This is a genomic window from Streptomyces sp. AA1529 (genome assembly GCF_000280905.1).
In the GTDB taxonomy this organism is placed as follows: Bacteria; Actinomycetota; Actinomycetes; order Streptomycetales; family Streptomycetaceae; genus Streptomyces.
This window is the reverse complement of record NZ_ALAP01000013.1, coordinates 1-19,240: the sequence shown is the minus strand read 5'-3', so window position 1 is coordinate 19,240 and position 19,240 is coordinate 1. Positions and strand designations below refer to the sequence as shown.

The following is a 19,240-nucleotide window of genomic DNA, read 5'->3' as shown; positions in this document are numbered from 1 at the left end:
ACGTGACTGCTCAACATGTCCGAGCCTCGACAGAATGCGGTGGCCCGGGATGCCGGTCAGCGAGCCGCTGCGGAGCTTGGCGGTGACCATGTTGCCGTGTTCGTCGTCGCCGCGTGCCTCAACGTGGTCAGCGAGAGCGCTGCCGAGGGCCAGCCCGCGTCCTCGAATGTCGTCCTCGTAGGACAGCTGGACGTGGGGCTGGTGCACGTGCGCGCGCCGCGGCCCCGCGTCTCGCGGCGGCTCCTGGGAGGGCACCGTTCTGCGCAGGCCCGGCGGGCGCGCCGCATGGGCCCTGGGGCGGGCGCTGCGTCGGGGAGGGGCGGCGGAACGGAGCGCCCGTCAGTTCCTGCGGCGACGGCCCTGCCCGTACGGGCCGTGACGGTCGTGTTCCCGCCACTCCTCCTCGCGTGGGTCGCGTTCCTCGCCGTCCGGGCGGTTTCCGGCGGTTCGGCTCCCGGGAGCCGGAACCGTCTCCCCGCGGGTGACCTTGTCCAGCAGCGAGAGGAGTGGGTCGGGGGGCCCGTCGGCGAACCGGCCGGGATCGCGCTGCGGGAGCGGTGCGCGCGCGCCGGTGCGGCCCGAGGCCCGCTCCGCCGCGGCTCCGGCGCCCGCTGCGGCGTCCGTGTCGGCTGCCTCCGCGCTGGTGCGACGCGGCCGCGACGCATCCCCCATGAGCTACCCCCCAGAAGCTCCGAGATTCCCCTTGTATGGATCATTCCCCAGTAGACCCGCGGGAAACGGGCAGCTGACCCGGAGTGCGGGGGCGCGCCGGGCACGCCGGGCACGCCTGCCACCGGGCGTGCGGGTGGATCCCGCCCCGCAGTCCGCGGCTCCCCGCTCCGGGTGTGCAGGTAGCTGATCCACCCGTACGGCGGAGCACCCGCGAAGGGCTCTTCCCGCGCGGCGGCCGTACGGCACCCGGCCGGGAGCCGGGGCGGCCAACCGCAGCGGCGTGGTGCGGGGGCCGGGAGCGATGAGATCCGCCGTGCCGGATGGTCTGCAGAGGCGGAGGCTGTTGTCACGGGGTGTTCACGGCCGCACGGCTGTCCGGCTCAGGCGTCGTTCCGCAGGGGGTGGCGCCGGGGCGCGGCGGCCGTCGCGCGGGCACCTCACTCCGGCGGCAGCGACGTATCCGCGGAATGGGAGGCGAGCGGCATGGTGGACGGTGTCAGTGACGCGATGTCCGGGGCGGGGGCCGGATCGGGCGGCGGGGAGGACGTCCCCGTCGACCTGCGTCCGGCGGCGCGTCGCGCGGCGGCGGTGGTGACCGGGGTGGGGGACGACCAGCTCGGCGCCCCCACGCCCTGCGCGGAGTTCGCCGTACGGGACCTGCTCCGGCACATCGGCCGGCTGGCGGTGGGCCTGCAGCGCACCGCGCGCAAGGAGGTGGGCGAGGGCACGGCCCAGGCTCCGGGCGCATCCTCGGGAGAGCAGCTCCCCGACGACTGGCGCGAGAGCCTGCCGCACTCGCTGGCGGACCTGGCCGTGGCGTGGTCGGCGCCCGACGCCTGGACGGGCAGTACGCAGGCGGGCGGCATCACCCTGACGGGGACGGAGGGCGGCTTGGTCACGCTCGACGAGCTCGTGGTGCACGGCTGGGACCTGGCGCGGGCCACCGGGCAGGAGTACGAGCTGGACGAGCCGAGTCTGCGCGCCGTCCACAGCTTTCTGGCCGGTGCGGTCACGGAGGACGGGGAGCAGGGGATCTTCGGGCCGGTCGTGCACGTCGGTGCGGACGCCCCGCTGCTCGACAGGATCGTGGGCCTGGCCGGGCGGAATCCGAGCTGGCGTCCGTCGGCCTGACGCGGCGTCGGCCTGACGCGGCGTCGGCCCGACGGGGTGCCGGGCTGCGGGGTGCCGGCCTGACGGTGTGCGCACCCGGGTGCCGTCGGGCGTAGGCCCCGGCGGGGTGGCCCGGGGTGGCGGGATGGTTCGGGGCGGCGCTCGGACGGCGGCGCGCGCGGTGGGGCGAGCGCCGGGTCCGGGCCCTGCGGGGGAAGGGGACAGGGGCACGGGTGGCGGTCGGCGGGTGCTCTCCGTGCCGCGGTGGGCGGGTGGCGGGGTCGAGGCACGGGTTTCCCGCCTGTCGCCGCGGGCGGTCGGGCGCCGCCGGACGAGCTTCGGATCGGTCAGCTCTGCCCCTGTCGTTCGGATATGCGCACGCAAGCCCGCGCGGAGCTGTCTTCGCCGACGGCCGGGCTCCTGCCGCCGATCTCGCTCCGACGTGCGGGAACGACCGCAGCGGGGTGGGAGCAGGGGGCGGAAAGACGGGCTTGGGGGCGTACAGGGGGTTTATCGACAGCTCGTCATACGTGCGGGGGAATGAGGCCGTCCGGGCGAATCCGTCCTGGGTGCCGTGGGCAACTCTGGACCCGCGACGTCGCAAGCGAAGCCGCGGACAGCGGGCCAACTGTTCACGGCAGCAACGCACTTCCGGTGCAGCGTCCCTCGTGGCGCACTTACCGTTCCTGGAGGAATGAACATGGCACGCATCCGTACCGCCCGCGTCATCGCGGCGGCCGCCGCCCTTCCGTTCGCTTTCGCCGTCATGTCCGGCGTGGCCCAGGCGGACAACGGCTCCCTCGCGGACGACGGATCCAACTCCAACGCGAGCTCCAGCTCCCAGGTGCAGGGCGCGGTGGGCAACGGGAACAACACCAACAACGCCAACAACGCCACCGTCAACGGGAACGGTGCCGTCGTGAACCAGGTCAACGAGACGCACAACGAGACCGCCACCGTCGTCTTCAGCAACATGTGGTGACGGGCTGACGGCCGGTCGCTCCGAGCGGCCGGCCGCTCGTGGGGATGGGCTTAGGCCGCGCGTTCGCGATGCTGTCGCGGACGCGCGGTCGCCGTGCCCGCCCCCGTTTCCCGGATCCTTCCGCGCTGCGCTGGGCTGGGCCTGTGCCGCCCCGCGCTGTGTCAGCAGCAGTGGTGCGCAGCCGCTGCGCACTCCCTCCGGCGCTCCCGGTCCTCTCCGGGCGCCTCCGGTGCTCCGCCGGTGCTCCTCCTGCGATCGCGCAGACGCGAGGAGCCCAGGAGATGCGCGGCAGATGGCTGAATCGTGGCACGCGGTGGGCGTGCCTGACCGGTTCCGCGGGTGCCGGCTCGTTCACTCGGCCCATGGCGACCAAAAATCAGATGATGCGACGAGCCGCCCTGCTGTCGGTCGCGCTCGCCACTGTGCTCACCGGAGGTGCTGTCCCCGCCTCCGGTGCCGAACCCGCTGCCCCCGACTCCGCCGCCTACCGCCCCGCCGCTCCCGCCGCGGACGGCACCCCGTCCGCCCCCGCCCCCGGTGGCGGTGCGCCGACGCCCGGGGAGCCGGCGCCGCGGGAACCGCGCGAACCGGGAGAAACGGTGGAACCGGGAGACGCCGGGAGCGAGTCCGGCGACTCCCGGGGACTGGACGACCCGGCCGCGCCGGACGCGCCCGCCGACCCGGGGGCGCCCGGCGCCGACACGGGGGACCAGCCCTCCCTGGTACGGGGCGACCCCCGCGAGTTCGGGGCGCAGATCTTCCGCGGCAACGCCTTCGACACCTGCCAGGCCCCCTCGGCGGACACCATGCGGGCCTGGCACGGCACCTCGCCGTTCGGCGCCGTCGGCGTCTACATCGGCGGCCGCGGCAGAGCGTGCCCGAAGCAGAAGCATCTGAGCCCGGACTGGGTGCGCACGGTCGACCGGCAGGGCTGGAAGCTGATGCCGGTCTACGTGGGCTCGCAGGCGCCCTGCGTCATCGCCAAGAACAAGCGCAGGTTCCGGATGTCCGACAAGGACCCCTACGGGCAGGGGAAGCGCGAGGGGCTGGACGCGGTACGCCAGGCGGAGAAGCTCGGAATGGGCAGGAACAGCGCCGTCTACCTCGACATGGAGGCGTACCGGTACAAGCAGCGGAAGTGCGCCGACACCACGCTGCGCTTCATCCAGGGGTGGAACAGCGCGGTGCGCGCGGAGGGGTATGTCGCCGGCTTCTACAGCAGCGCGGACTTCGGCATCGCGCACCTGGAGAAGGCCCGCGCCGCGGGCGCCCGGGGGCTGCCGTCGGCGGTGTGGTTCGCCCGCTGGCGCACCGAGCCGTCCGTCGACGGGGAGCGCAACCTCGATCCGGAGGCGTGGCAGCCGCACCGCCGCATCCACCAGCACACGGGCAACGTGAAGCGCACCTACGGCGGCCACACGGTGCAGATCGACCAGAACCTCGTGGACGCGCCGGTGGCGGTCGTCGGATGACCGGCCCCGGCACACCCTGATCCGCCTGGTGGATTCTCTCCACCTTCAGGAGGTGTAGGAAGCACCACCACTACACCCTGAGGCGGACGCGGCATCGGGACCTTCGGGCGATCCGGGGAGGCCGCTCGACTCCTAGCGTGGATGCCATGACCACGCCTGGGACAGTTCGGACTCCCCGGACCTTCAATGCGAAGCACGCGCGGTCCCTTGCGGTGCAGCCAGGCTCCGGGGGACAGCCACTGACGTTCACCTCCTACGTCCAAGCGCGCGGCCCGGTGCTGCTGCGCACCGCCCGCTCCCTGACGGCCAATCCCAGTGACGCCGAGGACCTGCTCCAGACGGCACTGACGAAGACCTATCTGGCCTGGGAGCGGATAGAGGACCACCGCGCGCTGGACGGCTACGTCCGCCGGGCGCTGGTCAACACCCGCACGTCGCAGTGGCGCCGCCGCAAGGTGGACGAGTTCTCCTGCGAGGAGCTGCCGGAGCCCGACCCGCTGCCCGCGCCCGACCCGGCCGAGCAGCAGGCCGTCCGGGACGCCATGTGGCGAGCGGTGCTCAAGCTGCCCGCGCGGCAGCGCGCCATGGTGGTGCTGCGCTACTACGAGGACCTGAGCGAGATACAGACCGCCGAGGTGCTCGGCGTCTCCGTCGGCACGGTCAAGAGCGCCGTCTCACGTGCGCTGGCCAAGCTGCGGGAGGACCCGCAGCTCGCAGCCGACGTCCGCACGGACGCTCCCGGGACCGGCCCCGCGGCCGACACCCCGGCTCAGGAGGCCGTCGCGGCCTGAACCCGGGGCGAGCCGGCAGCCGGCCGGGGGCGCCCCGCCGGGCGGGCGGCCGGAAGGGAACTCCCGGAGGGTGCCCGGGGGACAGGGGACAGGGGACAGGGGGCAGGGGGACGGAGTACGAGCCCTGGGGGACGGGCCAGCGGCCGGGTTCGACGGCGGTCCGCGATCCGGGATCGGCGACGGATCCGCACAGGACCCCGTGACATACCGAGCGGTCGGTGGCAGGCTTCCGCGAAACCGACGCATTACCCGTGCGTAAATCCACACCTGTGCGTAACCGCTCCCCTGCGTGAGCGCACCGGGCGTGCACCGCACGGCATGCGTCCGCTCCGCGTATCCACCGCCCATGGGGAGGCCCCGGTGCTGAGCACGATGCAGGACGACGTACCGCTGACCATCTCGCGCATCCTGCGCCACGGAATGACCGTCCACGGGGACGCGCGGATCACCACGTGGACCGGCGAGGCCGAGCCGCACCGCACGACCTTCCGGGCGACCGGGGAACGCGCCGCGCAGCTCGCCCACGCCCTGCGGGACGCACTGGGGGTGCGACCGGAGGACCGGGTCGCAACTCTCATGTGGAACAATTCGCACCATGTGGAGGCGTACTTCGCGATCCCCTCCATGGGCGGCGTGCTCCACACGCTCAACCTCCGGCTGCCCGCCGAGCAGCTCGTCTTCATCGTCAACCACGCTGCCGACCGCGTCGTCCTGGTCAACGGAACCCTGCTCCCGCTGCTGGCGCCCCTGCTGCCCCGGCTGGAGACCGTCGAGCACATCGTGGTCGTGGGCCCCGGCGACACCTCGGTGCTGGCCGACTGCCCGGCCCAGGTCCATGACTACGAGGAACTGCTCGCCGGGCGTCCGACCGACTACGACTGGCCCGAGCTGGACGAGCGCACGGCGGCGGCCATGTGCTACACCTCCGGCACCACCGGCGACCCCAAGGGCGTCGTCTACTCGCACCGCTCCGTCTACCTGCACTCCATGCAGGTCAACATGGCCGAGTCGATGGGGCTGACCACGGCCGACACGACGCTCCCTGTGGTGCCGATGTTCCACGTCAACGCCTGGGGGCTGCCGCACGCGGTCTTCATGACCGGCGTCAGCATGCTCATGCCCGACCGCTTCCTCCAGCCCGGGCCGATCGCCGAGATGATCGCCGCGGAACGGCCCACCCACGCGGCAGCAGTCCCCGTCATCTGGCAGGGACTGCTGGACGAGCTCGCCGCCACGCCACGTGACATCTCCAGCCTGAAGACCGTCACCATCGGCGGCTCCGCCTGCCCGCGGAGCATGATGCGGGCCTTCGAGGACCTGCACGGCGTCCGGGTCTGCCATGCCTGGGGGATGACCGAGACGTCCCCGCTGGGCAGTCTCGCCCACCCGCCGGGCGGCCTGACCCCCGAGGAGGAGTGGCCCTACCGGGTCACCCAGGGCCGCTTCCCCGCAGGAGTGGAGGCCCGCCTGGCGGCTCCGGGCGGCGGCTTCGCTCCCTGGGACGGCTCCTCGCCGGGCGAGCTGGAGGTACGCGGCCCCTGGATCGCCGATGCCTACTTCGGCGGTGTGGGCGAGCCTCCGCTGCGTCCCGAGGAGAAGTTCAGCCCGGACGGCTGGCTGCGCACCGGCGACGTCGGAGTCATCAGCCCGGACGGCTACCTGACGCTCACCGACCGGGCCAAGGACGTGATCAAGTCCGGCGGTGAGTGGATCTCGTCCGTCGAGCTGGAGAACGCGCTGATGGCGCACGAGGCGGTCGCCGAGGCCGCCGTCGTCGCCGTCACCGACGAGAAGTGGGGCGAACGTCCGCTGGCCGGCGTCGTCTTCAGGGAAGGCTGCGAGCCCCTGGCCTACGAGGAGCTGTGCACCTTCCTCGGCACGACCATCGCCCGCTGGCAGCTTCCCGAACGCTGGGTCACGCTCGAGGCCGTGCCCAAGACGAGCGTGGGCAAGTTCGACAAGAAGGTGCTGCGCCGCCAGTACGCGGCGGGTGAGCTGAAGGTGACCAAGCTGCGCTGAGCGCGGAGCAGCCGTACGTCGGGCGCGCCCGCCGAGGGCGCGCCCGACGTACGGCGTCCGGGGCGTGCCGGAGGCGGCACCCGGGCCGCCGGGGCGGACTCCGGGCGGCGCCGGTGGGCCGGTCCGGGCCGATCCCGGTGGCTCAGTTCGCGCCGATCTTCGTCAGCAGGTCGACGATCCGCGCCTGCACCTCCGCGCTGGTCGAGCGCTCGGCCAGGAACAGCACCGTCTCGCCCGAGGCCAGCCGCGGCAGCTCGTCCGGGTCCAGACCGGCCGAGGTGTAGACGACGAACGGAGTCCGGTTGAGTATTCCGTTCACCCGGAGCCAGTCGATGATGCCGGCCCGCCGACGCCGCACCTGCATCAGATCCATCACCACGAGGTTCGGCCGGACCTGGGCGGCGACCTGCACCGCTTCCGCGTCCGTCGGCGCGTGCGCGACCTGCATGCCGCGCCGCTCCAGGGTCGCCGCGAAGGCCGCCGCGATCGCCTGCTCCTCCTCCACCAGCAGTACCCGCGGCGGATGCTGCTCGCTGTCGCGCGGCGCGAGCGCCTTCAGCAGCACCGCGGGGTCGGCGCCGTAGGCCGCCTCCCGGGTGGCCTGGCCCAGTCCCGCCGTCACCAGTACCGGCACCTCGGCGGCGACTGCCGCCGTACGCAGCGACTGCAGCGCGGTCCTGGTGATCGGTCCGGTCAGCGGGTCGACGAACAGCGCGGCCGGATACGCGGCGATCTGCGCGTCCACCTCCTCGCGCGAGTGCACCAGGACGGGGCGGTAGCCGCGGTCCGAGAGCGCCTGCTGGGTGGAGACGTCCGGCTCCGGCCAGACCAGCAGCCGCCGTGGGTTGTCGAGCGGCTCGGGTGGCAGCTCGTCGTCCATTGCGTGCGGCGGTACGCCGAAGCCCCGCCCGTCCGTCACCTCGACAGGGCTGTCCGGGCCGTCCAGCGGCTCCGGTCCCTCCGCCAGTTCCGCGCCCGGCCCGCCGTCGGGGCCGCCGACGGCGAACTCCTGGGGACCACCGTGCCTGCCCTGCGCCTGCCCACCCTGGAGCTGCCCCTGGAGCTGCCCTTGGGCCTGGTCCGGGCCCGGACGGCCTGACGCCGGGGCACCGGGTGCTCCTGGGGGACCTGCCTGGGGCTGCGGCAGCGGCATCGGCCCCGGCCTGGCGCCGGGCTGTCCCTGCGGCGGTACTTGCCCGTGCGGCTGCGGACGGGCCTGTCCCGGTGCCTGCGTCTGCCCCTGGGCCTGCGCCTGTCCCGGCAGCCCCGGCCAGGCCCGGCCCTGGCCCGGAGCCGCATCCGGACGGGGCAGCCCGTGCGGCGCCTCCGCCGACGAGCCGGCACCGCCCTGCGGCGCGCCGGTCGGGCCGCCGCTCCGGGGCGCGCCCGCCGGAGCGCCCCCCTGGGTACCGGGCGCGGGGGTGCCCTGCGTGCGTTCCTCCGGGGTGGCCAGCTTGCGGCGGCGGCCGGAGCCGGCCGGCGCTGCGGGGGTCGACGGGGTGGACGGTATGGCCGACATGGCCGAGGGCGTCGAATGCTGCCCCGGTGGCCACTGCTGGGCCTGGGCCGCGGACTGCTCGGCCATCCGCTCGGCGAACGGGACCCCCTGCCCCAGCGTCCGCACGCGGGGGCCCGGGCCGGTCTCGTAGGAGCCCGTCTCACCCGGCTGTCCCTGCTCCGGCCGGGAGGAGGGCGCGTGCGCCTGCGGCGCCCCGGCCTGCTGCTGGTCCGGGAGCGCCCCGCCGCCCAGGATCGGGCTGGCGGCGACCACCGAGGAGTCCTCGCGCCGCGGTTCGCCGGTCTCCTCGCGCGGGTCGGGGGCATCTGCTGCTCCGCCCGTGTCCGGTGGTCCGCCGGCGGGCACGCCTCCGTCCGCGGGGAGGCCTCCGGGAGGGGGCACGCTTCCGTCGTGGCCCGCGGCCTCAGGGCCTGCGGCTTCCGGTGCGCCGGTTCCCGGAGCCGCCCACCTGCCGGGTACGGCCTGGGGTGGCGCGCCCGGACCGCCGCCGTCGGGTGCGGGGGGCGCCGGATGTGGGGCGTACGCCGGATCGTCCGCCGCAGCCCCCGGCTCCGCACCGGGCGCCGGGAACGGTCCCGGAACCGGCCCCGGGGCCGCGCCGGGGAGGCCCGGGAGTGAGCCGGGCGGGGGCGTGGTGCCGCCGCCCGCGGCTTCCGCCGGGGCTCCCGAAGGCAGCCGACCGGCGTCGGCGTCAGCGCCGGAACCGATTCCGGGTTCGGCACCGGTGCCCTGGACCGGGGACACGGGGCCCGCCTCCGAGGCGGCCGGGGGGAGTGCGAACGGCGCGTGGCGCGGAGCCTGCTGGGCCTCGGCCTCCGCCGCCTCCGCCCGGGCGCGGGCCGCTGCGATGCGCCGTGCCCTGCGCCCGCCGTCGGCCGCTGAGAATTCCGGACCGCCCGCGGTCTCTTCGGCCCCGGCGCCGCTCGTGTCCTGCGGGCCGGGCTGCCCCGGCAGTTCGCGCTGGCCGGGCAGTTCGGGCACCACGCCGCCGGCCTCTGCCGCAGCCTGCGCCTCTGCAACATCCTGCGGGCCGTGAGCGGTCTCCGTGCGCTCCCCCAGCGCACGCCGGGCGCGCCGACCGGTCCCCTGTGCCGCCACCGGCACGGAGGTGCTCCCGCTCGGGGCGCCCGCGGGCAGTTCGAGCGCTCCGGATCCGCCATCGGGTCCCGACCCGCCCTCGTAGGGCGGCTGTGCGAGCTGCTCCTCCGCCGGACTCGGGCGTCCGCGCCGCCGCCCGGTGGGCCGGGGCATGTCAGGGGTCGAGCCGGAGCCGTCGTCGTGGGGGTCCTGCTGATGCGGGCGCTGCGCGGGCACGGGCGCGACCGGACGGCCGGGCACCGCCGACAGGCCCTCGACGGGCCCGGCATCGGACTGCGCGCCCCCGGCGCCCGGCTGCGTGTTCCCGGCGTCCGGCCGGGCACCCCCGGGGGACGGGGCGGGACCCAGCGCGGGCGGCACGGTCCCGGGAGCGCTGCCGGGGGCCCCGCCGGGCGCGGACGGACCCGGGCCGGCGGTGAGTTCCATGCTCTGGCGTGGGTCCGGCACCTGGGCGAGCCCGGTTCGCGCCTGCCGCGGATCGGTCACCGGCTCCAGCGCCGCCGCCGACGTACTGTCGCCCTGGCCCTGGCCCTGCGCGCCGGGGCGTTCGATCGGTGCCGGGAGGGCGGCCGGGGGGCCGCTTCGGGCGGTGCCCTCCGGCGCCTGCCCCACGACACCTCGCGCCGGGGCCGCCGGTACGGGCATGACCGTCGTCTCGCCGTGCTTCGCACCGGGCAGCACGCCCGGCATTCCGAAGGCGCCGGCCTCGCCGCCGTGCGAGGCGCCCCCGCGGGCACGGCCGCCGCCCCGCGCGTGGCTGCCCGACCGGCCGTGGGCACCGCCGCCGGTCGAGTCGCCGCCCGCCGCGTGACCGCCGCCGGCCGCGCGGCCCGCACCGGACGTCCCGCCCTGGCCGTCGCCTGTCCCGGACCCGTCCGTGTCGGCCGGGCCGCCCCTGCGGGCGCGGCTGCCGGACTGCCTGGCCGTGTCGCCGACCGCCTTGACCGGCACTTCCAGCACGTATGCGCTGCCGCCCGCCGAACCCGGTACCTCGTGGGTCTGCAGCACGCCGCCGTGCCGGGCGACGATGCCGCGCACCAGCGGCTCGTGCACCGGACTGCCACCGCTGTACGGGCCGCGCACCTCGATGCGGACCACCTCGCCCCGCTGCGCCGCCGCGACCACGATCGTCGGATCGGCGCCGGGCGGCGGCGCGGCCTGCGCACGACCCGTCGCGTCCACGCCCGCCACATCCGCGATCAGGTGCGCCAGTGCCACCGCGAGCCGTTCCGGGTCGACCTCGGCCTCGATCGGCGGGGCGTGCACGGCGAACTGCGCGCGCCCCGGACCGATCAGTTCCGTGGCGCCCTCGACGCCGGCCGAGACCACCGCGTCCATCGGCACCGGCTCGGTCCGCAGCCGTTCCTGGCCGGAATCCAGCCGTTGGTAGCCGAGCACGTTGTCGACCAGCGTCGTCATCCGGGCGTAGCCCGCCGACAGATGGTGGAGGATCTGGTTCGCCTCCGGCCACAACTGCGCCGCCGGGTCGGACGACAGCCCCGACAGCTCCTGGCGGAGCTGCTCCAGCGGTCCGCGCAGCGACTCCTCCAGCACGGCCCGCAACTGCGCCTGCCGCTCGGCGACCGCGTCGTAGGGGCGGCGGTCGGTGAACGTCAGCACCGCGCCGACCAGCTGCTCGCCGTCCCGCACCGGGGCCGTCGTCATGTCGACCGGCACCGCGCGTCCGTCCTTCGCCCACAGCACCTGCCCGGCCCGCACCCGGTGCTTGCGCCCCGAGCGCAGGCTGTCCGCCAACGGGGTCTCCTCGAACGGCAGCGGGGTGCCGTCGGGGCGCGAGTGGTGCACCAGGGGGTGCAGTTCCTGGCCGCCGAGGTCGCTGGCGCGGTAGCCGAGGATCTGCGCCGCCGACGGGTTGACGAGCACCACCCGGCCCTCGGAGTCCACCCCCACGACACCCTCCGAGGCGGCACGCAGGATCATCTCCGTCTGACGCTGCTGGCGCGCCAGTTCGGCCTCGGTGTCGAGGGTGCCGGTGAGATCGCGTACGACGAGCATCAGCAGTTCGTCGCCGGTGTACCCGCCGCCCGGATTGTCGGCGAAGGCGGCTTCGATCGCGGAGGCGTAGGGCGTCCGGCCGTCCTCCAGGTTCGCGCTGGTCACCTCGACCGGGAACTCGCTGCCGTCGGTGCGCCGTGCCACCATCCGGGTCGGCTTCTGCCGCTCCTGGCTCTGTTCGGCCTCGTCCGGGCGCCGCATCGACCCCGGGATGCGCTTCGAGTCGAATTCGGGCAGCAGGTCCAGCAGCCCGCGCCCCACGAGCGCCGTGCCGGGCGTCTCCAGGGTCTCCAGCGCGATGGCGTTGGCGTTCACCACCGTGCCGTTGCAGTTCACCAGGAGCAGCGCGTCGGGCAGTGCGTCGAGTATGGCGGCGAGGCGAGCAGCGCCTCGGGATGGCCTGCTGCTCACGGCGACAATTCCCTCCTGCTGACCTCAGGTGCGCGTGACCTTCCGCCCGTTTCTTCCCAGTTGGTCCGGTCAGGTCACGGCTGCCAGTCTGCCGTTCACCCCGGGCGTGTCACTAGGGGGAGTCTACGGGCCACCCTTTCGGGCGCGGCGCCGGATGCGAGAGAGGTCACCTGGTACGGGGGCCCGGACGGCAGTCCTCGGAGCGCTCTGTGCCCAACGGGCGGCGCACGGAGGCGAGTACGCCGAACGCCGCCGGACCACCCTTCCGGTCCCCCGCCGGGGTCTCTGCCGGGCACCTCCGTCAAGGCGGCTTCCGGTCGCCGGCCAGGGGTGACTTCCGGCCGCTGTCCGCGGCTGCGTCGTGGCCACTGTCCGGGGCTCGCGCGGGGCGCGGACGCGGCTCCTGCGGACGCTTCCTCCGGACGCTGCGGAGCTAGTCGTTCCGCTTGGCGTCCGGGTGGAGGGGTTTTGTCCGCGCCCGGAGGAGACCCGGAGGGGGTCCGGGGAGGATCAGAAGGAGGTCCGGGGCAGTGCCGGAACGAGGCGGTTCCACCGCGCCACCTCGCAGCCGTTGGTCCGGCTGAACCGGGCGTCGACCTTCCGCCCGCGCCAGGAGCCCGTCACATGGGCCTGCGCGGGGCCGCCGTAGATCATCGTGCAGACCGCGTCCCCCGGTACGGGCGCGAACGGGTCCCTGCCCTCCGAAGCCGCCCGGTCCAGCGCGGCACAGGCCCGGCCCGGCGCGGGGTGCTCGCCGCCCGCCGGGTGGCAGCGCAGGGTGTACGACCCGTCCCGCGCGGCCCGCCCGCTGCGGGTCACGGTGAAGGTCAGATCGGCGGCCGGGCGCCGGTCCGCGGGAGACATGGTTGCCGCGGCTTCGCCGGGAGCGGTCGCGGGGGCGGTTGCCCGACCCGCAGCGGATGCCTCGGGCGCCCCGAGGAGGGCGAGCAGTCCGGCCGTCGCCGAGGTGACCGCGGTGAGGGTGAGAAGAGGGCGGATGCGGAGGAGTACGGGGGCGGTGCGGCGCGGCATGGCTGGCTCCAGAGGTCGGGAGCGCTCCCGCCCGGCCGGACGGGGCGACTCCGCGAGGGCGAGGGGACGGGGGCGCCGCGAGTACGCCCCCGCCGTGTTCAACGCCGCTTCCGGCTCGCCGTTGCGCGGACGGACCCGTCCGGCCCCGTCCGAGCCCGGGACGCGCCCCGGATGGGCGCACCGCCGGCGCGGGTGCCCCCGCCGCAGGGCCCGGAGCCGCTCGGCCGGGGCGCGCGGCCGGGGCGCGTTGCGGCGAGCGTCGCGGAGGCCGGCCGCGCCTCCCCTCCCCGCCGGCCGCCGAAGTGCTTTGCCCAGGGGTCCGCGGACCGAGTACGGTGGGAGCCGATTGGAGACAGCCCCCAGGGTTGTGCCATCATCAGCACACACTTTGTCGCGCCTGCGGGCGCTCGGAGTGTGTCTGGAGGCTTCGCCTAGTCTGGTCTATGGCGCCGCACTGCTAATGCGGTTTCGGGGTGACCCCCTGATCGAGGGTTCAAATCCCTCAGCCTCCGCTTGAGGTCTACGGGTCCGTGCTCGCATACGGACCTCAAGATCACCGAAGCCCCGGCTCCGTCCGGGGCTTCACTCGTTCCGGGGCAGTCTCCCCGCCACCTTCACGCCTCCGAGCCCCTGCCGGGCGACTGGGACGACAAGGGGCCGGTCCGCACCCGAAGCCCCCTCGTGGGTGCGTTTTCGCAGGTCAGTCGGGCTGCGGGTAATGGATTTCGCCTGGGACCGCAGGTCATGTAATGTTGTTCCCGCAACGCCGACCGGCAAGAAAACCGCCGGACGACAAGCGCTCGTAGCTTAACGGATAGAGCATCTGACTACGGATCAGAAGGTTGCAGGTTCGAATCCTGCCGAGCGCGCAGCAGATCAAGGGCCCTGTTCGGTATCGAACAGGGCCCTTGATGTATCCCGTTGACGGCAGTTTTGACGGCAACCACCTAGCGGATCATGAATCGGTGGGGTCGTTGTCCTCGTTGAGGGCGTCTCCCAGCCGTCCGATCGCGTCGCGCTGTTCGTCCAGGCGCACGAAGGTGTAGATGTCCATGGTCACTCGGATTGAGCTGTGCCCGAGGACCTGCATGATCGTCCGGGCATTGGCACCCTGCTCATGCAGCAGCGAGGCACAGGTGTGCCGCAGGTCGTGAAAGCGGACCTTCCGCACCCCGGCGCGCGCCGACAACGCCTCGAACGAGCGGTTGAGGTTACGGGGCTCGATCGGGGTGCCGTTCTTCGTGGTGAAGATCAGCCCGCTACCGTCTCCCCGCCACTTCTCCCCGGCCAGCCGCTTGTCTGCGAGCTGCTGTGCCCGCTGGGCGCGGAGCGCGGTGACGCACTCGCGGGGAAGCGGAATACGGCGCGCGGACCGCTGGGTCTTCGGCGGGACGATGACCAACTCACCGCCGACCCTCTGAAGCGCCTGCCGCACGGTCAGTACGCCCTCGAACAGATCCACGTCTTCCCACCGCAGACCCAGCAGCTCACCCCGCCGCAGGCCGAGCCGTACCGCCAGCTCGTAGGCGGCCCACAGCCGATTGCCCCGGGCGGCGGCCAGGAGCTGTCGCCCCTCGGCGGCGGTGAGCGGTTCGATCTCGCGCTTCGTGCCCATGCTCAGCTCCACGTTCTTCGCGACGTTCCGGGGCAGCTCGTCCTCGCGCACGGCATGCTGTAGGGCCGCCCGGAGGATCACCAGCAGAAAGCGGACCGTGCGGTCTGACGGCACCTTCCGGCAGCACTGGCCGAGGGCGCAGCAGCGCTGTTTCGCCTTGGGACGGTTCTTGTCCTTGCCCTGTGCGCAGCACTGGCAGGTCTGGGCGGTCTTCACGAGGAAGGCCCGGATGTCCCGGGCGGACAGCCGCGCGATCTTCTTCTTCCCGAGGCCCGGCGCGATGTAGTTGCGGACCAGCGATTCGTAGTTGACGTAGGTGGTCTTGCGGACCTTGACCTTGGCCACGTGCGTGAGCCAGTACGTCAGGTACTCGCTCAGGGTCATCTTGCTCGCGGCGATGGGCAGGCCGCTGTGGGAGTTGGCCTTGAGCCGGGTGAGCTTGTCGTGCGCGTCTTCCCAGGTCTTGCCGTAGACGCTGCGGCGCTTGTACGTGCCGTCCGTGGCCAGGACAAATGCAGTGCCTTCCCAGCGCCCGTCTTTGCGCTGGTAGATGGTGCCTTCCCCGTTGACGTTCCTCTTGGCCTTGGCCATCAGGCAGCCTCTCGTTCGGTCTGTCGTGCGATGTAGTCGTGCAGTGCGGACTCGGCGATGCGGCGGCAGCGGCCGATGGTGAAGGAGGCCAGTTCGCGGGAGCGGATCAGGTTGTAGACCGTCCAGCGGCTCACTTGGAGTCGGGCGGCGACCTGGTCGACGTTGAGCAGTCCGGTAGTCACAGCCACGGGTCTCCTTCCGTTTTGCGGCGTTGGTCTTCGTCGCGGGCTTGGGCGATGTCGTGGCGGGCTTGGGCGGCGATGAGTTCTTCGCCGGGGCTGTAGCCGGAGGCCAGGTACTTCCAGTGGGAGAGGACGAGGGTGGTTTCGTCGTCCTCGGTTTCCGGGGGTGCGCCGGCCGGTTGTGCCTGTGCCGCCCGCCAGGCACGGCGGACATCGCGGAGGGCGCCGAGGGTGGTGGAGTAGCGGCGGGATTTGCTGGAGAAGTGGCCTCGGAAGCCGAGCATGTGGGCCCAGCGCCAGAGCTTGAGGTCTGCGAATTCCGGCAGGTGGCCAAGGGCCCAGGCAGTGCGGATCATCTGGCGTGCGTGGCGGTGCACGGGCAGCAGGGCGATGGGTTCGGACTGGCCCGTGCCGTCGCAGGTGTCGCACAGGTCGTGGAAGCCGTCCGGGCCGGTGATGTAGCCGTGGCCGGTGCAGTGGCGGCAGCGCACCGGCCGGTCGACGGTGCCGGAGGCTTCAGCGCTCTTGGTGGCGTACTTGGCGACGTAGGCGGCGACTTTCTGATCGGTGAGTTCGCCGTCGCCGAGGGCGGCGATCTCCCGGATGTCGAGCTGGGTACCCCAGCGCATTTCGCGTTCTCCGATGGCGTCGGAGGAGATCGTGAGTACGCAGCGTTGGGCTGCGTTGGCGATCGCGTGGGTGAGTGCGTCGGTGGTGGCCCAGGTCGGTGGTGCGTCGGTGTGGCCGTCGGGGCCGTCGAGGCGGATCACGGCATGGAAGTGGACCAGGCCGCGCTTCTGGTACTCGGCGACCTTGGCGAAGGAAACCTTGAGCGCTGCGTTCAGCGCCTTTTGCGTCATGCCCAGGTGGGCGGCCAGCTCGCGGCGCAGGTAGGTGGTGAAGCGAGCCCACAGGGCTCCGGCATGGGCGTTCCACAGCACGGCGCCGGAGTAGTCGTAGGTGGCCGGGATCAGCGGTGTGCCCAGCTCTGGGGCGTCGGTGGTGTGGACGGTGCCGCAGCGGCAGGGCAGGGCCTTGCCCGCGTCGGTGGTGCAGCGGTTGTGCACCGGTCCGAACGAGGGGGCGGTGAGGGTGGCGAAGACGCGGGGGTGTTCGCGGACGGTCTCGGGCACGGTCTTGCCGCCGGACAGTCCGGCCTTGACCAGGTGGTAGGTGTCGGCCGCGTAGAGGCGTGAGCAGGACGGGCAGCGCGAGGCACGGCGGTTACCGCAGGCGGTCAGCAGGCGTCCGGTTGGTTCGTCGGCCGTCGAGTACGAGTGCAGGATGGTGTGGGTGTCGGCGTCGAGGATGGCTGTTTGGCCGACGAGGTTGACCGGGTGGGTGCAGCCGCGGACTCGGCGAATCTGTTCTTCCACGCGGTCGAAGTCCGGCCGCTGGGCAAGGTCGATCAGATCTCGAAGGGCCAGGCTCGCCAGGTGGCGCAGGGACGGACGGTCGTTCACGGAGAAGGTGTGTCCTTTCATGGGCCCTGGGCGGCCCAGGGGAGGACCGGGGCGCGGTCCGGGGCATGACGGACCGCGCCCGGTCGGGGCAGGGGAGGAGAGGGAGCGCCGGAAGGTTTGTCAGGCGGTGAGTTGTGCGTGTGCGGCAGTGGCCAGCGGCAGCGCGACGCCGAGCCGGGTGCGCAACTGTCCGGCCGTGATCGGTCGGCCGTGCTCGGACAGGTAGGCGGCGGCGATGGAGCGGGCCGCGTCCATCAGCGGCTCGGGCACCGCGACGCCGGTTTCCTTCGGCTGGGTGGGTGCTTCTGGCGGAGCAGGAGCCGGAGCAGGAGCCGGAGCCGGGGCCGGGGTCGATGTGGGCTCCGCAGCCGGTTCGGCGATGGGTGCCGGCCGAGTTGCGGCGTGGAGGTGGCGTAGGAGTTGCGGGCCGACCGCTCCCCAGCCGAGGAGGAGCACGGGCGCCACGGTGTCCACGGCAGCGCGCCCGTAGTGCCCGGCGGCGAGGGGTTCGGCGATGTTGAGGGCCAGCGTCAGCAGCCCGGACAGGTGCATCAGGCGCGTGGCGCCCTTGAGCTGAGCGGCGGGAACACCGCGCAGGGACAGGTACCAGAGAGCCACCAGGAGACCGGTCACCGACAGGTCGACCATCGGGGCGATCAGCGGAGCGATGGGCCCGGGGACGCCGAGGCGAAGCGCCAGCGCCCAGACGTTGCCGAACGAGAACACGAACGCCAGGCAGGCGATGACGCCCATGACCACGATCACCGTGCGCTGCGTGATCCGGTCCTCTGTCATAGGGATGTCACCTCCTTTCGATGGGTCGTCGGGTCGAGGGCGAGGGGTCATGCCGCTTCCGCGCCGTCGTCCTTGCTGAGTCGGTCCCGCAGCAGGACGCTCGGACCGGTCAGCGCTTCGAGGAGTTGGGCCGGGTCGCGGGTCAGGTGGGAGCTGTCGGTGGCGATGCGCGCCGTGTCCGTGTCGGCGACGTACGGAGTGCGGATGCGGGCGAAGCCGGGCCGTCCCTGGTGTGCCATGGAGGCGACGCCGACGTAGGCCGGGTCCTGGAGGGCGGTCGGGTTGGCGTCCGGCCAGTTGCGGATGTCCTCACCCAGGGCCACCACCGCAGCCTCAGCGGTTTTCTGCGCGAAGGACAGGCCCACCGGGCACACATCGCGGATGAAGGTGGGGATGGCGTCGCCGGTCGCCTTCTGCGTGGCGATGAGCACCAGCATGCCGACGCTGCGGCCCTTCTTCACCAGGTCCTCAACCAGCCGGGCGTTCTCGGCAGCCAGCGCGGCGAGCTTCTTCGTCTGCGGGTCAGAGCCCTTGTAGTCGCGGAAGTACGTGTGTGCTTCGTCCACCACCAGCACCACCAGCGGCCAGGCGTCCGAGGGCCCGACGTGCCACATGTTCTTGACACCGAGCACAGCCCGGACGGACGCCGAGCGAGCCCGCCGCAGCTCCACCAGCCGTTTGAACAGGGCGTTCGCGTCGGCCAGGTCGTCACCGACGAAGGCGAACGCCCGCTGGGCCAGATCTGCGTAGTCGCCCTCGTGGGAGGAGGTGACCTTGCCGTCGGCGAAGGCGAACTGCACCGCCGCCGAGGGCGCCGTATCGCAGATGAACCGGTTGACCAGCGAGGTCTTCCCATAGCCGGGCAGACCAGCGACGGTGACGCCGGGAACGTCCGACAGGTCCACGCTCATCGGCTGCGCGTACTCATCAAGCCCCAGGTGCCACCGGGCCAGCTCTTCCGGCACTTCCCCCGTCGGGACGTGTTCAGTGGGCACGATGAGCGGGTCCACGCGCACACCACGCACGACGAGCTGTCCCGGCTTGTCGGGCAGCACCGAAACGCGAGTACACCGCCAGGCGTCCGCCAGGTACGGGGCCGCCTTCTGGAACTCCGCCAGACTCACCTTCGGTACACACGTCGCCCGGACCACGACCCCGTACCGGTCCGGCCGGACCTTGACCTTGGGAATGATCACCCGAGGCTTGGGCACCTTCCCGCCCTGCGAGATCACCACAGCCGGGGGTGTCTTGTCCTGCACCGACAGGCCCGCCATCGGAGCCAGCCGCCGCCAGCCGAACCGGACCCGGACCGCCTGACGGATACTCGCCCGCATCATCCGGTCGGCCCGCACGTAGCGCAGCACCCACCACAGCGCCCATATGGCGCTCAGAGCCAGGACCGCCCCGACCAGATCAACCGCCCTCACTGGCCGACCTCCCCGAACTGCGGAGCGCCGGCCAGCTCAAGCGAG

At 73.2% G+C, this 19,240-nt stretch carries 13 protein-coding genes, 2 tRNA genes and 1 pseudogene; 7 read left to right on the top strand and 9 right to left on the bottom strand.

What is annotated here, in order from left to right:
* Positions 1 to 207 (bottom strand): annotated as a pseudogene (locus A949_RS32230) (ATP-binding protein); the annotation flags it as partial.
* 132 nt (positions 208 to 339) lie between these two features.
* Positions 340 to 672: a hypothetical protein gene (locus A949_RS0102735; protein ID WP_019354475.1), complete on the bottom strand. Its 333-nt coding sequence runs from the start codon at positions 670 to 672 to the stop codon at positions 340 to 342.
* 483 nt (positions 673 to 1,155) lie between these two features.
* Between A949_RS0102735 and A949_RS0102730 the strand changes: the two genes are divergently transcribed.
* The 5 genes from A949_RS0102730 (at position 1,156) to A949_RS0102710 (ending at position 7,046) form a co-directional block, all read left to right on the top strand.
* Positions 1,156 to 1,803 (top strand): TIGR03086 family metal-binding protein, encoded by a 648-nt coding sequence (locus tag A949_RS0102730; protein ID WP_019354474.1) that lies wholly within the window; start codon positions 1,156 to 1,158, stop codon positions 1,801 to 1,803.
* 679 nt (positions 1,804 to 2,482) lie between these two features.
* Positions 2,483 to 2,764: a hypothetical protein gene (locus A949_RS0102725; RefSeq protein WP_019354473.1), complete on the top strand. Its 282-nt coding sequence runs from the start codon at positions 2,483 to 2,485 to the stop codon at positions 2,762 to 2,764.
* A gap of 362 nt (positions 2,765 to 3,126) precedes the next feature.
* Positions 3,127 to 4,236 carry a glycoside hydrolase domain-containing protein gene (locus tag A949_RS0102720; RefSeq protein WP_106428719.1) on the top strand — a complete coding sequence of 370 codons (1,110 nt, stop codon included), beginning with the start codon at positions 3,127 to 3,129 and terminating at the stop codon, positions 4,234 to 4,236.
* 146 nt (positions 4,237 to 4,382) lie between these two features.
* On the top strand, positions 4,383 to 5,027 hold the full coding sequence (locus A949_RS0102715) for a SigE family RNA polymerase sigma factor (protein WP_430523536.1): 645 nt from the start codon (positions 4,383 to 4,385) through the stop codon (positions 5,025 to 5,027).
* A 360-nt stretch (positions 5,028 to 5,387) separates the two neighbouring features.
* Complete coding sequence (locus A949_RS0102710) at positions 5,388 to 7,046, top strand: long-chain fatty acid--CoA ligase (RefSeq protein ID WP_019354470.1); 1,659 nt, start codon at positions 5,388 to 5,390, stop codon at positions 7,044 to 7,046.
* A 142-nt stretch (positions 7,047 to 7,188) separates the two neighbouring features.
* On the opposite strand, the gene A949_RS0102705 is transcribed toward A949_RS0102710, so the two are convergent.
* Complete coding sequence (locus tag A949_RS0102705; protein WP_019354469.1) at positions 7,189 to 12,090, bottom strand: PAS domain-containing protein; 4,902 nt, start codon at positions 12,088 to 12,090, stop codon at positions 7,189 to 7,191.
* A 510-nt stretch (positions 12,091 to 12,600) separates the two neighbouring features.
* Positions 12,601 to 13,122 carry an SSI family serine proteinase inhibitor gene (locus tag A949_RS0102700; RefSeq protein WP_019354468.1) on the bottom strand — a complete coding sequence of 174 codons (522 nt, stop codon included), beginning with the start codon at positions 13,120 to 13,122 and terminating at the stop codon, positions 12,601 to 12,603.
* 420 nt (positions 13,123 to 13,542) lie between these two features.
* Between A949_RS0102700 and A949_RS0102695 the strand changes: the two genes are divergently transcribed.
* Positions 13,543 to 13,634: transfer RNA gene (locus tag A949_RS0102695), tRNA-Ser, on the top strand.
* Between the two features lie 284 nt (positions 13,635 to 13,918).
* Positions 13,919 to 13,991: transfer RNA gene (locus A949_RS0102690), tRNA-Arg, on the top strand.
* A gap of 86 nt (positions 13,992 to 14,077) precedes the next feature.
* Here A949_RS0102690 and A949_RS0102685 read toward each other — a convergent pair.
* From A949_RS0102685 to A949_RS0102665, 5 genes are all read right to left on the bottom strand, one after another.
* Entirely contained in the window at positions 14,078 to 15,328 is a 1,251-nt protein-coding gene (locus tag A949_RS0102685) for a site-specific integrase (protein ID WP_019354467.1), read from the bottom strand.
* Entirely contained in the window at positions 15,328 to 15,516 is a 189-nt protein-coding gene (locus A949_RS0102680; RefSeq protein WP_106428718.1) for a helix-turn-helix domain-containing protein, read from the bottom strand. Before A949_RS0102680 ends, A949_RS0102685 begins: the two co-directional genes overlap by 1 nt.
* Positions 15,507 to 16,994: a replication initiator gene (locus A949_RS0102675; RefSeq protein ID WP_051019373.1), complete on the bottom strand. Its 1,488-nt coding sequence runs from the start codon at positions 16,992 to 16,994 to the stop codon at positions 15,507 to 15,509. Before A949_RS0102675 ends, A949_RS0102680 begins: the two co-directional genes overlap by 10 nt.
* Positions 16,995 to 17,093: 99 nt before the next feature.
* Positions 17,094 to 17,768 (bottom strand): DUF2637 domain-containing protein, encoded by a 675-nt coding sequence (locus A949_RS0102670; protein ID WP_019354464.1) that lies wholly within the window; start codon positions 17,766 to 17,768, stop codon positions 17,094 to 17,096.
* A 47-nt stretch (positions 17,769 to 17,815) separates the two neighbouring features.
* Positions 17,816 to 19,195 (bottom strand): FtsK/SpoIIIE domain-containing protein, encoded by a 1,380-nt coding sequence (locus A949_RS0102665; RefSeq protein WP_019354463.1) that lies wholly within the window; start codon positions 19,193 to 19,195, stop codon positions 17,816 to 17,818.
* Between the last annotated feature and the right edge of the window lie 45 nt (positions 19,196 to 19,240).

Excerpts from the sequence above, each read along its gene's own strand:
- A949_RS0102685 (WP_019354467.1), bottom strand. The coding sequence starts at position 15,328 with ATGGCCAAGGCCAAGAGGAACGTCAACGGGGAAGGCACCATCTACCAG.
- A949_RS0102730 (WP_019354474.1), top strand. The coding sequence starts at position 1,156 with ATGGTGGACGGTGTCAGTGACGCGATGTCCGGGGCGGGGGCCGGATCG.
- A949_RS0102675 (WP_051019373.1), bottom strand. The coding sequence starts at position 16,994 with ATGAAAGGACACACCTTCTCCGTGAACGACCGTCCGTCCCTGCGCCAC.
- A949_RS0102700 (WP_019354468.1), bottom strand. The coding sequence starts at position 13,122 with ATGCCGCGCCGCACCGCCCCCGTACTCCTCCGCATCCGCCCTCTTCTC.
- A949_RS0102715 (WP_430523536.1), top strand. The coding sequence starts at position 4,383 with ATGACCACGCCTGGGACAGTTCGGACTCCCCGGACCTTCAATGCGAAG.
- A949_RS0102735 (WP_019354475.1), bottom strand. The coding sequence starts at position 672 with ATGGGGGATGCGTCGCGGCCGCGTCGCACCAGCGCGGAGGCAGCCGAC.
- A949_RS0102670 (WP_019354464.1), bottom strand. The coding sequence starts at position 17,768 with ATGACAGAGGACCGGATCACGCAGCGCACGGTGATCGTGGTCATGGGC.
- A949_RS0102725 (WP_019354473.1), top strand. The coding sequence starts at position 2,483 with ATGGCACGCATCCGTACCGCCCGCGTCATCGCGGCGGCCGCCGCCCTT.
- A949_RS0102720 (WP_106428719.1), top strand. The coding sequence starts at position 3,127 with ATGGCGACCAAAAATCAGATGATGCGACGAGCCGCCCTGCTGTCGGTC.